This is a genomic window from Luteibacter sp. Sphag1AF (assembly GCF_014192715.1).
Classification (GTDB): domain Bacteria; phylum Pseudomonadota; class Gammaproteobacteria; order Xanthomonadales; family Rhodanobacteraceae; genus Luteibacter.
Genome location: NZ_JACHYH010000001.1, coordinates 812,348 through 827,501, shown reverse-complemented (window position 1 = coordinate 827,501; position 15,154 = coordinate 812,348). Strand labels below are relative to the sequence as shown.

Annotated in this window: 16 protein-coding genes; 5 read left to right on the top strand and 11 right to left on the bottom strand. The window is 64.2% G+C overall.

From position 1 onward, the window contains the following. Positions 1 to 25: 25 nt before the first annotated feature. From FHW69_RS03785 to FHW69_RS03770, 4 genes are all read right to left on the bottom strand, one after another. Positions 26 to 571, bottom strand: a complete 546-nt coding sequence (locus tag FHW69_RS03785) for a HutD family protein (RefSeq protein WP_183421669.1) — start codon at positions 569 to 571, stop codon at positions 26 to 28. Continuing rightward, the gene (gene dinG, locus FHW69_RS03780) at positions 568 to 2,664 is read right to left on the bottom strand and encodes an ATP-dependent DNA helicase DinG (protein ID WP_183421668.1); all 2,097 of its coding nucleotides are present in this window, start codon (positions 2,662 to 2,664) and stop codon (positions 568 to 570) included. The genes FHW69_RS03785 and dinG overlap by 4 nt, the downstream gene beginning before the upstream one ends. 81 nt (positions 2,665 to 2,745) lie before the next feature. Beyond that, positions 2,746 to 3,033 (bottom strand): DUF2188 domain-containing protein, encoded by a 288-nt coding sequence (locus FHW69_RS03775; RefSeq protein WP_183421667.1) that lies wholly within the window; start codon positions 3,031 to 3,033, stop codon positions 2,746 to 2,748. Positions 3,034 to 3,105: 72 nt separating this feature from the next. Beyond that, a complete protein-coding gene (locus tag FHW69_RS03770; protein ID WP_183421666.1) occupies positions 3,106 to 3,690 on the bottom strand; it encodes a DNA-3-methyladenine glycosylase I in 585 nt (194 codons plus the stop codon). Between the two features lie 141 nt (positions 3,691 to 3,831). On the opposite strand from FHW69_RS03770, the gene FHW69_RS03765 reads away from it, so the two are divergent. Together FHW69_RS03765 and FHW69_RS03760 are read left to right on the top strand one after the other, a co-directional pair. After that, entirely contained in the window at positions 3,832 to 4,797 is a 966-nt protein-coding gene (locus tag FHW69_RS03765; RefSeq protein WP_183421665.1) for an ABC transporter ATP-binding protein, read from the top strand. Beyond that, entirely contained in the window at positions 4,794 to 5,555 is a 762-nt protein-coding gene (locus tag FHW69_RS03760) for an ABC transporter permease (RefSeq protein ID WP_183421664.1), read from the top strand. Before FHW69_RS03765 ends, FHW69_RS03760 begins: the two co-directional genes overlap by 4 nt. 44 nt (positions 5,556 to 5,599) lie before the next feature. Here the strand turns inward: FHW69_RS03760 and FHW69_RS03755 are convergent, their stop codons facing one another. Continuing rightward, entirely contained in the window at positions 5,600 to 6,106 is a 507-nt protein-coding gene (locus FHW69_RS03755; RefSeq protein WP_183421663.1) for a DUF1993 domain-containing protein, read from the bottom strand. Between the two features lie 142 nt (positions 6,107 to 6,248). On the opposite strand from FHW69_RS03755, the gene FHW69_RS03750 reads away from it, so the two are divergent. The 3 genes from FHW69_RS03750 to FHW69_RS03740 all read left to right on the top strand — a co-directional run bounded on the left by FHW69_RS03750 (position 6,249) and on the right by FHW69_RS03740 (position 7,949). Continuing rightward, entirely contained in the window at positions 6,249 to 6,857 is a 609-nt protein-coding gene (locus FHW69_RS03750) for an FUSC family protein (RefSeq protein WP_183421662.1), read from the top strand. Next, complete coding sequence (locus FHW69_RS03745; protein WP_183421661.1) at positions 6,854 to 7,543, top strand: VIT family protein; 690 nt, start codon at positions 6,854 to 6,856, stop codon at positions 7,541 to 7,543. Before FHW69_RS03750 ends, FHW69_RS03745 begins: the two co-directional genes overlap by 4 nt. 154 nt (positions 7,544 to 7,697) lie before the next feature. Further along, complete coding sequence (locus tag FHW69_RS03740) at positions 7,698 to 7,949, top strand: hypothetical protein (protein ID WP_183421660.1); 252 nt, start codon at positions 7,698 to 7,700, stop codon at positions 7,947 to 7,949. A gap of 9 nt (positions 7,950 to 7,958) precedes the next feature. Here FHW69_RS03740 and FHW69_RS03735 read toward each other — a convergent pair whose 3' ends face one another. The 6 genes from FHW69_RS03735 to folE form a co-directional block, all read right to left on the bottom strand. Beyond that, positions 7,959 to 9,317: a GGDEF domain-containing protein gene (locus tag FHW69_RS03735; protein WP_183421659.1), complete on the bottom strand. Its 1,359-nt coding sequence runs from the start codon at positions 9,315 to 9,317 to the stop codon at positions 7,959 to 7,961. Positions 9,318 to 9,380: 63 nt separating this feature from the next. After that, positions 9,381 to 9,725, bottom strand: coding sequence for a hypothetical protein (locus tag FHW69_RS03730; protein WP_343203953.1), 345 nt, complete (start codon positions 9,723 to 9,725; stop codon positions 9,381 to 9,383). Continuing rightward, positions 9,722 to 12,529, bottom strand: a complete 2,808-nt coding sequence (locus FHW69_RS03725) for an AAA family ATPase (RefSeq protein ID WP_183421658.1) — start codon at positions 12,527 to 12,529, stop codon at positions 9,722 to 9,724. The genes FHW69_RS03730 and FHW69_RS03725 overlap by 4 nt, the downstream gene beginning before the upstream one ends. Beyond that, positions 12,522 to 13,241 carry a hypothetical protein gene (locus FHW69_RS03720; protein ID WP_183421657.1) on the bottom strand — a complete coding sequence of 240 codons (720 nt, stop codon included), beginning with the start codon at positions 13,239 to 13,241 and terminating at the stop codon, positions 12,522 to 12,524. The genes FHW69_RS03725 and FHW69_RS03720 overlap by 8 nt, the downstream gene beginning before the upstream one ends. Then, on the bottom strand, positions 13,234 to 14,544 hold the full coding sequence (locus tag FHW69_RS03715; RefSeq protein WP_183421656.1) for a hypothetical protein: 1,311 nt from the start codon (positions 14,542 to 14,544) through the stop codon (positions 13,234 to 13,236). The genes FHW69_RS03720 and FHW69_RS03715 overlap by 8 nt, the downstream gene beginning before the upstream one ends. A gap of 2 nt (positions 14,545 to 14,546) precedes the next feature. Beyond that, positions 14,547 to 15,143: a GTP cyclohydrolase I FolE gene (gene folE / locus FHW69_RS03710; RefSeq protein WP_183421655.1), complete on the bottom strand. Its 597-nt coding sequence runs from the start codon at positions 15,141 to 15,143 to the stop codon at positions 14,547 to 14,549. Positions 15,144 to 15,154: the final 11 nt, after the last annotated feature.

Sequence of the window (15,154 nt, the reverse complement as noted above, 5' to 3'; positions counted from 1 at the left end):
ACGCCCGGAGCGCGTGAATCGCGCGTCAAGCCACGTGCGCGACGATGGCGAGAGCACCCTCGCCCAGGCGGATGGCCGCTTCGGTGGTGGGGCGCCATGAGTCGCCCGGCTGGAGCAGCACGCCGTCGACGTGGGCTTCCCCGACGACAAGATAGGCCAGCGCGATGGAATCGCTGGCGGACAGCGTCACGTTGCCTGCGCACACGGCGACAAAGCCGCGTGCGTGGGGGCGGCGCGTCATCAGGTTGAAGTCCTGTGTGGGACCGCCGGCCAGTTCGATGTCCACGCGTGATTCGCCCGCGAACTCGAAGGGCTCGTAAGGCGTGGTCAGTGCATGGCGCTCCTTGCCATCCAGCGTCATGTGAAAGCCCGCGCCATTGAGCAGCACGATGGTGCGATCAATACCGGGGAACACCGAGAACGGCGAGGCCGTATCGACCTGGGCAATGCTGACCCGCCAGTGGAAGTCATCCAGCGTGGCGTTCTCGCGGTCGGTGGCAATGACGCGCGTGGTACCGCCGCCGTTTTTCCACGGCACGCTGACCAGGGATTCGGCACGGATGATGGTCATGCGGCACGCTCGATGTCACGGGCGAAGGGCGGTAGGGCGCGGAGGATGCCCGGCCCGTAACGTTTGACGATGACGCGGCGGTCAAGCAGCACGATGCGTCCTGTGTCGGTTTCGGTTCGGATGAGGCGACCGCAGTACTGCGTCAGCAGGCGCGTGGCGTCGGGGATGCTCACTTCGATGAACGGATTGCGGCCGCGTGACTCCAGCCATTCGGCATAGGTGGCACCCACCGGATCGGTAGGCACCGCGAAGGGCAGTTGGGTGACGACAACGGTTTCGCACAGCTTGCCGGGGAGGTCGAGACCTTCGCCGAACGAGGCCAGACCAAACAGGGTGCTGCCCTTGCCGGCCTCGATGTCTTCGCGGTGTTCCGCAATGAGCTGAGCCTTCGACAGTGATCCCTGCGCACGGACTTTGCGCACGTGTTCGATGGGCAACACCTGCAACACGCGGTCGAGTTTCGCGCGCGAGGTGAACAGCACCAGATTGCCCGCCGCCCAGTCCAGATTTGCGGCCAGCCATTCGGACACTTCGCGCGCATGACCTTCGCGGTCGTCCGGCATGGTGTTCATCGCGGGAACGGCCAGCGTGGCCTGCTTCTCCAGATCAAACGGCGATGGCAGGCTGACGGTGACCGCCTCATTGGGCAGGCCCACGGAATCTGCGAAACCGCGGAAATTGCCGCCCGCGCTGAGGGTGGCCGAGGTCATCACTACCGCCGATGCGTTGTCCCACAACACGTTGCGCAGCAGGCCGCCCGCAGACACGGCAGAGGCGTGGCAGACCAGTTGTTGCTCCGGCGTGAGCGTGACCCAGCGGGCCAGCGGCGGGCTGTTCTCGCGGTCGTCGGCAGACCAGGCGTACCAGGTGCGCACCTGGCGCTCCATGCGCTCCAGCGCGATGCCCAGCTCGCGTGACAGCGCATCCTGCGTGGGGCCACCCGCTTCCATCTCCACGACAGTGCGGCGCACGGTGCGCAGCCAGCGCTGGATGTCGCGGGTAAGCAGATGCAGGCTTTGTGCGTGAATTTTCCAGTTGTCCGGAAGCTGCCCCAGCGAGGCGCGGAATACCGGCTCCAGCTCGTTGGACGAGGGCGTCCAGCTCATGCGGATTTCGCGTTCGATTTCTTCCAGCGACGCGGACAGTTCTGCCAGCTTCTCGTCACCAGCATCCAGCGACAGGTTGCCGATGCTTTCCTTGTCGGTCAGCGAATAGGCGGCATGCACCTGGTTTTGCAGGCGACCGATGCGGCGCACGGCCACGGCCAGATGAACATCCGACGCGCCCCGGTCAATCGCCTTGGACGGCACGTGATGCGCTTCGTCGAAAATATAGAGAGTGTCTTCCGGCTTGGGCAGGATCACGCCGCCGAAGGTGTCTTCGTCACGCGGCATGGTGAGGTCGGCCAGCACCAGATCCTGGTTGGCCACCACAATGTCTGCCTCGCCGATGGCGCGGCGTGCGGTAAAGAACGGACACACGGCAAATGAACCGCACTTGCGCCCGGTGCAGCCGCCCGCGCTGGTGGTGACCATGCCCCGCACCAGATCAGAAAGAGGCTCCGGGCTGGTGTCTATGTCGCCATTCCACGCGTGGGACTGAAACGCCTCGGTCAGTTTGTCGATGGCCTGGGTGTCGCGTGCGGCAGGGGGCTTCGCCCAGATGGCCAGTTCGGCGTCAAAACCGAAGCCCGCCTGAGCGGCGGGCTCGGCGCGGGCCATGGCCAGATTGCGCGGGCACAGGTAGCGCTGCCGGCCCTTGGCCAGCGCGATTTTTGCCTCGACGCCGCACAACGACAGGTACTGGGGAATGTCGCGCTGAACCAGCTGTTCCTGCAATGCCACGGTGGCCGTGGCAATCAGCAGCTTTTTCTTCTGCGACCGCGCCACCTCCAGCCCGGCGATGAGATAGGCCATGGATTTGCCGGTGCCGGTCGGCGCCTCGATAACGGCGGCGCCCGCCGGTTCGGCCAGCGCGCGGGCCACTTCGGCAATCATGCGAAGCTGGGACGTGCGCCCACGAAAGCCCGTCAGGCCGTCCTTCAGCCGTCCGTAGGAGGCCCGGATCGCGGTCTTGGTGTCTTCGGTGAGCATGGGCATTCAGATCGGTACGGCAACCCTGTAAGGGTAGCTGAAACCGGTCTCCGGACCCCGGGCCCGTTCATGAAGCTGAGGTCAGCGCGCCGCGCCGTGATGGTTGCCCGGCAAGGGCGGGCTGGCCTGATTAACCAGCCCGGCAGCCACGAACGTGTGTTCCAGCCACGCGCCATCCGCCTGTTGCACGTGGATTTTGACAGGACGGCCCAGGCTTGCCGATAGCGGAGGCGCGAGGGCTTCCGCAGCTTCGATAGCCTGGGCCTGAGACGAATAGCGACCGAGGGGCATCGAGGCGCGCTGGACAATCCATGGCCCTTGCGTGGCGTCGCAGTGGGGAATGAAAAGCTGTGCGGAGCTCGAAGCCATGACGTCCTCGCTCTTGATGTGCCCTGTGAGGACCCACGCTACGCCCGGGTCGGGTAGAAAATCGTTAACCGGTCACGGCGCCACTTCGCGACGACGGAAACAGGTGTTCTCGTGGTCGTTCACCAGGCCGGTTGCCTGCATCCACGCGTAGACGATGACCGGCCCTACGAACTTGAATCCGAGTTTTTTCAGTGCCTTGGACATGGCGACGGAGGCCTCGGTCTGGGTGGGGCGCGGGCCCCGCGTCTGCACCGGCTTGCCGTTGACGAAACTCCAGCAGAACTTACTGAAGTCCTGTCCGGCCGCCTGCATGGCCAGGTAGGCGCGGGCGTTGCCAATGGTGGCCTCGATTTTGGAGCGGGAGCGGATGATGCCCGCGTCGCCCATGAGGCGTTCCACGTCCTTTGCCGTGAAGGCGGCGATCTTCACCGGATCGAAGCCTTTGAATGCGCGGCGAAAGCCCTCGCGGCGCAGCAGGATGGTGCGCCAGGACAGGCCAGCCTGGAATCCGTCGAGAATGAGCTTTTCCCAAAGCGCGCGGCCATCGTATTCAGGCACACCCCATTCCTCATCGTGGTACGCACGCATGGTGTCGTCGGTATCGCACCATGCGCAACGCTTCACGCGCGGCGTACCTGGGTCATGGGCCTGCGTCATGCGGGTATTCCTCGGTGTGATCGTTCCAAGGCTAGTGGCGCCGATGGCCCTGCGGCAAGGCTTCAGGTGCATCCCGCGACAGAGGGCGTCAGGTGGGTCTACCATCGCCCACAGCTGAATTCCCCAAGGACCGGTTTCCCCATGCCAGTGATCGAATCACGGCCGGATGCTGCGCCATCCGCCGAAGCCATCGTTTCCATACGTGGCGTGTCCAAAACCTACAAGAGTGGATTCCAGGCGCTGAAGCGCGTTGATCTGGATATTCGTCGCGGCGAAATTTTTGCGCTGCTGGGCCCCAACGGCGCAGGCAAGACCACGCTGATCAGCATCGTATGCGGCATCGTCACCGGCAGCGAAGGCAATGTGCTGGTGGACGGTCATGACATCGCGCACGACTTCCGTTCGGCGCGAAGCCTCATCGGTCTGGTGCCGCAGGAACTGTCCACCGATGCTTTTGAAAGCGTGTGGGCCACGGTGAAGTTCAGTCGCGGCCTGTTTGGCCGCGCGCCGGACCCGGCGTATCTGGAGCGCGTGTTGCGCGACCTGTCGCTCTGGGAAAAGCGTGATGCGAAAATCATGACGCTGTCCGGTGGCATGAAACGCCGTGTACTGATCGCCAAGGCGCTGGCGCACGAGCCGCGCGTGCTGTTCCTCGACGAGCCCACCGCAGGTGTGGACGTGGAGCTTCGGCACGACATGTGGCAGATGGTGCACAAGCTTCGCGAGGCCGGTGTCACTATCATCCTGACCACGCACTACATCGAAGAAGCGGAGGAGATGGCTGATCGCATCGGTGTCATCAGCCGTGGCGAGCTGATCGTGGTGGAAGAAAAAACCACGCTCATGCGTAAGCTGGGCAAGAAGCAGCTCTCACTGCAATTGCAGTCGCCCCTGAGCGCCATTCCGGCCGACCTGGCCGATTTGCCCCTGGAGCTGTCTGCTGATGGCCAGCAGCTGGTGTACACCTTTGATACCCAGACGGAAGAAACCGGTATCGCTCCGTTGCTGCGTCGCCTGAGCGAACTGGGCATCGACTTCAAGGATCTGCATTCCAGTGAGAGTTCACTCGAAGACATTTTCGTCAGCCTCGTGAGGTCGCGCGCATGAACATCCACGCGATCAGGGCCATCTACCGTTTTGAAATGGCGCGCACCTTCCGCACGCTGATGCAGAGCATCGCCTCCCCGGTGCTTTCCACCTCGCTGTATTTCGTGGTGTTCGGTGCCGCCATCGGCTCGCGCATGGGCGAAGTGGATGGTGTGTCGTACGGCGCGTTCATCATTCCCGGCCTCATCATGCTGTCGTTGCTCAACGAGAGCATCTCCAACGCGGCCTTCGGCATCTACATGCCCAAGTGGGCGGGCACGATCTACGAGCTTCTGTCGGCGCCCGTGTCGTATGTGGAAGTGGTCATCGGCTATGTGGGTGCCGCCGCGACCAAGTCGATCGTGCTCGGTCTGCTGATTCTGGTGACCGCACGTTTCTTCGTGGCATATCACATCGAACATCCGTTCTGGATGATCGGCTTTCTGGTGCTTACCGCCGTCACGTTCAGCCTGTTCGGCTTCATCATCGGTCTGTGGGCTGACGACTTCCAGAAGCTTCAGGTGGTGCCGTTGATGATCATGACGCCGCTTACCTTCCTGGGTGGCAGCTTCTATTCGATCAGCATGCTGCCGCCCATCTGGCAGAAGATCACGCTGTTCAACCCGGTGGTCTATCTGGTCTCGGGCTTCCGCTGGAGCTTCTACGGCAAGGCCGACGTGGATGTGGTGGTCAGTGCCGGCATGACACTGGGCTTCATGGCGCTGTGCCTGATTGCGGTGTGGTGGATCTTCCGCACGGGCTGGAAACTGAAAGCCTGATGCTGAAAGGGAGGTGGGTCATCCACCTCCCTTTCTTTGCGTGCTTACGGCTTGCCGATGAAGTCGGACTTGCCGAGCACCACGCCGACGCCACGCAGGATGGCGTACGCGGTGGTGCAGTGGAAGTACACGTTGGGCAGCACGAAGCCCAGCAGGTAATCCTGTCCCTTGAAGTGCATGTCGCCGGTGCGCATGTTCAGGACGATGTCGCGGTCTTCACTGCCGTCGATCTGCTCGGGCGTGAAGCTCTGAAGCAGTGCAACCACGGTGTCGATGCGCGCGTACAGCTCGGCGAACGTGGTTTCGTTGTCGTCAAGGCGGATCGGCTCGACGCCGGCAAGACGCGCCACGGCACCCTTGGCCATGTCGGTGGCGATCTGCACCTGGCGGATCAGCGGGAACATGTCCGGCGTGATGCGCGTATTGAGCAGTACTTCCGGCGCGATCTTGCGATCCGTGGCGTGGGTTTCGCCTTTTTTCAGAACGGCGGAAAGGGCGTTGAGCGCGCGGACAAGGCCGGGCACTGTGGCGTGATACATCGTGATGGACATCGAAGATCTCACTGGTGGGGTGGGAAGCGGGCCGTTGCCGGGCGCTGAACTCCCGCTATTGTGCGGCCAGTCGGCCTGTCGGGGAATCAGCGCGATACCATGGGGCATTACTCCGGGAGGAGTGGTTGAGGATCATCTTTCGATGACACACAACGAGCGCACCCGCAGCCCCCGCCGTTCGGCGGCCGCTTACAGGATGCTGCGGCTGGACCGGGCAGAGCAGGCGCTAGATTACCTGTTCCGCTCCATGCCCATCGGCCATCGGGTGCTGAAAGGCCTGCTGATGGGCATTCAGGCAGTGCTGGCGTCTCTCACCGCCTACGGCATCGGCCTGCTGCTGCACACCCATCAGGCCTTCTGGGCTGCCATCACGGCCATTGCCGTCACCCAGCTCAACTACACCGATACGCGCACTTCTTCCCGTGACCAGTGCATTGGCGCGGCGCTGGGCGCCGTGGCCGGTCTGCTGGGCCTGTATCTGGATGTCGGGCAGATCTATTCCTACGTGGCGGCGGTCTTCCTTGTCATCGTGGTCTGCTGGATGCTCAACGCTGGCGCCTCGGCCCGGCTGGGCGCGATCACCGCGACCATCATTCTCCTCGTGCCTTCCACCGGGCCCGCCTGGCAGCTGGCCTTCGTCCGGGTGGGCGAGGTGGCGCTGGGCACGGCATGCGCGCTCACGGTGAGCTGGCTGACCGCGCGCGTGCAGGCACGCTTCATCGACCAACAGACCCGGGAAGAGGACGCATGAGGCGCCATTACGAACACCACCGCACCGGCCGGATGGCCTGGTTGCGCGCAGCTGTGCTTGGGGCAAACGACGGCATCCTTTCTACGGCCAGCCTGATGATTGGCGTGGCGTCGGCTGAAGCGGGAGCGGGCGGTGTGCTGGTGGCGGGTGTGGCCGGACTTGTGGCTGGTGCCATGTCGATGGCGGCCGGTGAGTATGTGTCCGTGTCGTCGCAGGCTGACAGTGAACGTGCCGAACTGGAGCTTGAGTCCTGGGAGCTGGCCAATGATCCGACGGGAGAGCACAAGGAACTGACCGAAATCTATGTGATGCGCGGTCTTTCCCGCGAGCTTGCCCACGAGGTAGCCGAGCAGCTGATGAAGCACGATGCCTTGCAGGCCCACGCCCGCGACGAACTGGGCATGCACGACAGCACCGCCGCCCGGCCTTTGCAGGCGTCGGCCGCCTCCGCACTCAGTTTTGCCAGTGGCGCGCTGCTTCCGTTGCTGGCCGCATGGCTTGCACCTGCGGCTTATCTGGCCGCCGCTGTCATTGTGGTTGCCCTGCTGGCGTTGCTGGGGCTGGGTGCCATGTCGGCGAAACTTGGAGGTGCGAATATGATCAGGGGTGCCTGGCGTATCGGCTTCTGGGGGGCGGCGGCCATGGCAGCCAGTTCTGCGGTGGGTTATCTGTTCGGCGTGGCCTGAATCGTGAGGCTGTGTAGGTGAGCAGCCACGCCGGGCAGCGGAGACAGGAAGGGCGTAAAGGGCGCGAAGCTCATGGTGTGCCTGCGCCCACTCTCAAGAAAATGGCTTGCCCTCCGACATTGGAGAGAGTGGCCCGCATGCGAGGAGCAATGACATGAAGCAGCGATATTTCGTACTGCTGGTGATGGCCTGGTTCTTTGGCCTGTCGTTGTCGATGGCCCGCATGGACGAACACGTGGCGCCTTCAGCGGCCCTGTTGCGCGCAGCGAAGGCGCCGGTACATCAACACGACGCAGGCGTCCTGGACGATTGCGTTCATCTTGAGGCTGCCGGGCACAGCTTCCAGAGCGATCAGGCTCCCGCGCATGATCGCGACAGGTTTGTGGAGCGGCAGCGCTTCTGCTGACCGGCGGCGTCAGCCCACCACGCAACGGTTACGGCCGCCGTTCTTGGCCGTGTAAAGCGCCAGGTCGGCGCGTTCGAACACCGAGCGGGGATTGTCGCCGGGCAGGAAACGCGCCACACCGATGGATGCGGTGACCCGCACGGGCTGCCTGCTGGCATGGAAGGACAGGTGCTGAATCTTCCCGCGCAGTCGCTCGCAGACCAGCAGCGACTCTTCTTCATCGGCGTCATCGAAGATCACGATGAATTCTTCGCCGCCATAGCGCGCTACGAAATCGCAGGGGCGTACGTGCTTTACCAGCGCCTGGCCGATGACTCGCAGCACCGCGTCACCTGCCGTGTGGCCGTAGGTGTCGTTGATGCTCTTGAAGTGGTCGATGTCGATGGCGGCAATGGCGAGGTTGCGGCCTGTTGCCTGCCAGTTTTCAAACGCTGCTTCGATGCGCTTTTCGTAGGCGAGCCGGTTTGGCATGCCAATCATCGTGTCGGTCTGGGCCAGTTCGTGCTCGCGTTCCAGTGAACGTTGCAGGGTGGCCCGTTCGGTTTCCAATTGCTCGATGCGCTGGCGCATCGTTTCCGCGCGCTCGCGGTACGCGGTGAGGCGGTTGTCTTCACGTTCGCGAAATTCGCGGAAGCATTCGCCGATGGCATCAAGCCGCTCGTTCACCTGCACGCGCAGGTCGGCGATGTCTTCCAGTTCCACGGCTGCTTCGCCAAGCAGGCGCAGTTCATTGGCGACGCTGGCTTCCAGCGCATGGCCGTGGGATTGCCCTGTCGACTGATCGTTCAGCTCCCGGGACATGTACTGGGTCATCTCATCCAGACGGCCGGTGACGTGGCGCAGGATCGACTGAAGTGCGTCGATTTCCTTTTGCAGGGCCAGTCGCTGTTCGTTGATGAGGTCAGTCAGCTTCTCGCCGCAGGCCGCCAGCGATACAAGGCTGCCCGCGTTGGCGACGTCCCGGCGCAGAGCGGCAGCGCGTTCCGCGAGGCGGGGTACCACGAGAAGGCGATCCAGCAACCTGCTCAAGGCCGACTGGACGGAGGAGCCGCTTTCGTTGAGGCCACCGCGTGATGCCGCTGAAGATCCTTCAGGGGAGGCCCGGGGGCGCCGCAAGGCAGCAACCGCGTCGCTCAGGCCGCTGACAAGAGGAGTGAGGATCGAAACGTCGTAGATGCCGCGGATGGCATGTTCCACGCCATCCAGATGCGGCTCAAGTTCCTCGTGGGTGCCGCGCGCGACCTGACCCAGGCTGCCCACCAGCTGACGCAACAGCACTTCGACCGAGCGCCATTGGCTGGCCTCCCGATCCATGCGCTCAAGCGCCGCGTGGTATTTGCTTTCCCAGAGCTGGTTGTCCAAACGCACGTCCCCGACCGTCGCGTTGTCCTGCGAAGAGTCACATCTTACGAGAATGCCGACAGGGTCGCATTATTCTTGCGGCGGTTGTACAAGTTCGCGCGCATTAAGAAAACCGTCATGATTCCGGTCCAGCTTATGGAACTGCCGGATCAGGTTGCGCTGGAAGTCTTCCAGTCGCACCGGCCGGGCGCCCGGGCGCATGGGACCGTCGCTGGCGTCCAGCACGCCATCGCCATTGACGTCCATGCGCCGGAAGCCTTCGCTCATGTACTGAACGTATTCCGCCTCGCTCACCTTGCCATCGCCGTTGCTGTCCATGCGTTTGAGATACTCGCCGGGACTGCCGGGAAGTGCCTGGGCGCACAGGCCGCCCGCCGCAAACAGCAGGGCGATGGCGATGGCAGAGCGGATCACGCCGTTTCTCCCGCCGTTTCCGGGCGGCGGCGCAGCACGGCCAGTGGCTGCGCCCAGGTGGCACCGGGACGGCGCTTGCTGGTGACCAGGGTAATTTCGGACGGCTGAAACACGTTGACGTTATGCGTGGCCGGCGTCGTCAGGATGTACTGCGCGCTGGTGGTTTTCAGGAACGCACCGACCTTGTCGATGTTGAAGATGTCCAGATGCGCGAACGGCTCGTCGATGAACACGAAACCGCCGGGACGATCTTCGTCGCGCATCAGCGCCACGAGCAGCAGCAATGATTTCATCACCTGCTGGCCGCCCGACGCCTCGCCATCATCCATGCCGATCCAGCCTTTCTTGTCGAACTCGAAGCGGACGTTGAGCGCGGCTGACGCCAGCGCCAGATCGTCGTTGCTGAGTTCGGGGAGGTCCACTTCCACGCCGATGCCAGCCAGCTCTGCCAGTACCTTCAGGTTCTTGGCATAGCGGCGCACGGTATTGCGCAGCACCTGGATGTAGGCACCGCGCGCTTCATTGGTGATGCGCGAGGCGCGTTCCAGATGCACGCGGCGACGCTCCAGATCGTGTTTCAGGCCTTCGTGGTCGGCGCTGAGCTTGTCGCGCAACGGCACGCAGCTGGCGTCGGTTTCCCAATGGCCTTCTTCCAGACGGCGCTCGATGCGTTCGATTTCGCGGCGCACGGCGGCGGGCGATTCATAGCGTTCGCGCAGGGCAGCCATGGCCTTGGGCGTGCGCTGGTCAATGCGCACGTGTTCACGGCGCGCGCGGATCGCCTTCAGGCGTTCGATCTGTTCCGTGCGGCCCTGGGCGTACATGCGCACGCTGTCGGCCAACTGGTTCTGCACCTGACGATGATCGCGCGCTTCGTTGTCGCGCGCCCGCGAGTTGTTGACCCGGCGTTCGCGCACGGCTTCGTAATGGGCTTCGGCGGCTGCATAGCTGTCGGCACAGCGCTGCATGTCTTCACGCAGACCCGCTTGCTGGGCGTGAGCTTCGGCAAACTCGTCCGCACGGTCGGCCAGCTGGCCGCTGGCGTTGGCGCCGCGCAGCACGCTTTCGGCATCGCCGGCTTTTCGCTGCCATTCCTTGCGGGCATCAGCGAACGCGCGCAGATCCTTTTCGATGGACTGCAGGCGCGCTTCGCCATCAGCCAACTGGCGCTCGCGCGCGGCGGCGCCGAAGTACACATCGTCCACGCCCAGGTGACGACCGCCTCGGCGTTCGCGGAAGTAGCCCTGCGGCGTGATCCAGTCCTGGTCCTTCGCGACGCGCGCGCCGTCGGCCACGTCGTCCACGCGCTGGATGCGATCAAGCTGGCGCAGCAGCCATTCGGGTGCGGCGGCGGTGAAGTCCACCACTTCCAGCAGCGAGCCGCGCGTGACCTTGCCGGTGGCGGGCGCGCGATCGGCGACGACGAAATGCTTGTAACGATGGGTTTCGCCCAGCGACCAGGCTTTGTCGCGATCACGCGGATCGTCCAGCAGTACCACGTGGCGGAAGCCCGCCAGCACGGCTTCGACCGCAGCCTGCCAGCGCGGCTCGGTGATCTCCACGATCTCGCTGAGCATGCTGTGGCGGATGCCTGCATCGTCCAGCGCACGGCGGAACGATTGCTCGAACTCCGGCGTGTAGCGGCGGCCACTGCGCCATGCAGACAGCTGCGAGGTCAGCGTGGCCAGTTCGTTGCGCAGCCGGGCTTCGTCGGTTTGCAGCATCGCGAGCTTTGCGCGCGATTCCACCAATACGTTGGCCAGCTGCTCGTGATCGGCGCCACCCTGCGCGGCGACCTGCTCACGCAGGCGGGTCTCCTGACGAAGCAGCAGGTCGTTTTCGGTGAGAGATGCGCGAGCTTCGTCCAGACTCTTGCGAGCGGCCTGACGGGCGATATCGGCCGTGTTCTGTTCGCTGCGCAGCGTCTGTTCGGCGAGGTCGAGTTCGCCCAGTTTCGCCTCGATGTCGCGGTCGCGCTTCTCCAGCTCGTCGCGCTTGCGCTTCAGGCCGATCAGTTGCGGACGCGCGCCACGGATGCCGCCATGCAGTTCGGCGAATTCGGTGCGCGGCAACACGTCGGCCACCAGGTCGACGCGCTCGCGCTTCAGTGCGTTCCACTCCTGGAAAGAGCGGGTGCGGCCGTCCACTTCCTGCAGGCTGACGCCAATCAGTGAAAGCTGGTGTTCGAGGTCGTGCTGTTCGCGGTCGGCTTCAAACTGTTCGTTGCGCGCGCGCTGGTAGTCTTCCAGCACCACTTTGTCGCCAAACACGTCGAAGACCAGATCCAGCAGCGCCTTGGGCGGCATCTGGCAGAGTTTGTCTGTTGCGCCCTGTTCCAGCGTGAGCACGCGACGGATGGCCTGCGACAGGCCGGCGCCTTCCAGGCGCACGCGATACTCGCGAAGGCCCAGCCATTCGCCACGTGCCTCGATGTCATCAATGCTGACGTCGCCACCCATGACCGCGTACTGGCGTTGCCACTCGCCACCCTTTTTCTGGATGCGGCAGGCGAGGGTGACTTCGCGATCCATCAGCGGGAAGAACGGACGCTCACCGCTGGGGCCCGGCGTGTTCCCCACGCGGGCGCGCAGCCATGCGAACGGCTTGCCGTTGTGGCGCAGGTAGCTCTTGTAGTCGCGGTTGCCGGCACAGTCGATGGTCAGCAGCGTGCGCAGCGCGTCGAGCAGCGTGGTCTTGCCCGAGCCATTGGGGCCGACCACGGTAACGATGTTGGTATCCAGCGGCAGGCTGAAGCGCTGCCAGTAGTCCCAATGCACGACTTCCAGGCTGCGGATATCAAACATCGTGCACTTCCTCGTCGGTCGTCTCGGTCAGGTCGTCGAGGTCGTCCATGTCGTCGGCGGTGTCGTGCCGTGTGTCACGGGGCACGGTGTTGGCCAGCAGATCGCCCAGTGCGCCATCCAGAATGCGGCGTGCAGTGCGGTCGTAGTCGAAGGCCAGGTCCAGCAGCGGCCCTTCGGACACTTCGCCCTTGCGCCGCTGCACAAAGCCCAGGCGCGCCAGCATGCCGAGGTTGACGTTGATGCGCATCTTGCCGCCCAGCTTGTCGCCGAAATCGGCCAGCAGCGTGCGTTCGGCAATCACAGGCGCAATGGCCGGATCGCGCGGAATGGGTTTGCCTTCAGCGAACATCTGCGTCTGCGATGCGTCGGCTTCTGCCTGCTGGCGTTCCAGCTGGCGCTGGCGCTTGGGCAGCACGATCAACGCCCAGATCACCACCAGCAACGCGACGGCATCGCGATCCAGTTGCAGCGTGTTGGAAATCCAGCTGTCGCTGCCTCCGAATACGGCGCGTTCGCTGCTGCGCGCAACGGCCAGGCCGATATAGGCGGCATAGGGGTGCTCGCGCAGTTCCAGGCCCACCGATGCGAGGCGGCGGTCCAGTTCTTCGCGGAAAGTGTCGTCCAGCAACGCGCGGCGTGCCTGCACGTCTTCGCGCGGCAGCCAGCGCTGCGCCAGAAGGCGCGTCACCAGGGTGGCGGTTTCGTCATGCATCGGTCTTTTTTCCGTTTGGCGCGCGCGGCACGAGGCGTCCGGCGCTGACCAGCGCGATCCGGGGGAGATCGACGTCGATGAGATGAGGTTCAATGTCGAGTGCGAGCGGGAGGCGCGCAAGCTCCGCGGTGCCACCTTCCAGTGCGGCCGATTCCGGATCGCCCAGCAGGCCCAGCAGCGACAGGCGATACGCACTCAGTGCGTAATCGTCGCCGACCAGCGTGGATTCCAGTGTGACCGGAGCCGTGATGGCCGCCAGTTGGGCATGCCACGATTCCAGATGACGCAGGTCTTCGTCGTCCATGGGTAGGTCGGCGGTGTCCGGGGTGGACTCCGCATCCGGCAGCGCCGTGATTTCAGCGGCGACGCGCTCGCGCTCCAGCAGTTCGAACTCGGCAACGTCCAGCGCGATCTGATCGTGGATGAATGGCGCGGGCAACGGCATCAGCGACTGGCCGTCGGCGTGTGCCGCCAGCGCTTCCACATCCAGCGAGCGCAGCCAGCCAACCAGGTCGGACGAGGACAGGCCGGTGCGACCCAGGTGCACGCGATGCTGGTCGATCTTGTTGAGTTCACGCTGGAACGTGCCCGCCTGCCGCAGCAGCGCACTTTGCGCGCGACCCACCGCCTGGGCAAGACGATGAGCGGCAGGATCAATGTCTTCCTGCTCGCCGATGCGCGACACGATTTCGGTGCCTTTCTCCACCCACGTCCACACCGAATCCAGCCGTTCGGCAGCGCGCCGGATACGGTGTTCGGAGCCGGAAAGCACCGCGCGGTCGAAGTCGTCTTTCAGTTCCGACAGTCGCGATAGCAGATGGCCCAGCTCATCGACGGAGATGCGACCCACGGCCTGACCGGCGGCCAGCTGCGCGGTGAGATAGCCCAGGCCATCGTCATCGTCGCGCTCGAATTCCAGCATGGTGGCCAGCGCGGCGAGCGCCTTGCGGCCCAGTTGACCCAGGCGATAGCGCAGGGTTTCGCTGTCCCAGACCAGGAGTTCGTGGTCCTTCAGGCGCTGAACGACGGTGTCGAGCTTGACCGGATCCACGAAGGCGAGTGCTTCGCGGATTTCCGGGGGTGCCCATTCGGGCGCATGAGAACGGTTGCCCAGCGTACGCAACACCAGAAGGCGCAGCAGCACCTGCGCTTCGCTGCCATGGAACAGTGCGCTGAACGCACGCAGCAGCGCACGTCCGCGCAGCAGCGGGAAGGCGCTGGGCAGGTCTTCAGCGACGATGCCGTCGCGGAAGAGATCCTGCAGACGTTCGTCGGTGGGCGAGTGGTCGGTAGCGTCGGCCAAGGTCAGCGACGATCGACGCCGACGAACCGCAGGAACTCACTGCGGGTACGCGGGTCTTCACGGAAGCTGCCCAGCATCTGGCTGGTGACCATCGACACGCCACGCTTGTGCACGCCGCGGGTGGTCATGCATTCGTGGCTTGCGTCAATCACGACGCCGACGCCACGGGGACGCAGGGTGTCGTCTATGCAATGGGCGATCTGAGCGGTGAGCTTTTCCTGTACCTGGAAACGACGGGCGAAGCCGTCGACCACGCGGGCAAGCTTGCTGATGCCCACGACGCGGTCGGTGGGGATGTAGCCCACGTGCGCGCGGCCGATGATCGGCGCCATGTGGTGTTCGCAATGGCTTTCAAATTCGATGTCGCGCAGCACGACCATTTCGTCGTAGCCGGCCACTTCCTCGAAGGTGCGGCGCAGGTACTCGGCCGGGTCGACGGCGTAGCCCGCGAACCAGTCGCCATAGGCTTTGACAACCCGCTTGGGGGTATCGAGAAGGCCTTCACGGGAAGGATCTTCGCCGGCCCATACCAGCAGGGTGCGAACCGCTTCCTCGGCCTGCTCGCGGGTCACGCTGCCTTTCTTGGCGTCGTCGCTCATCGAGGCAATCC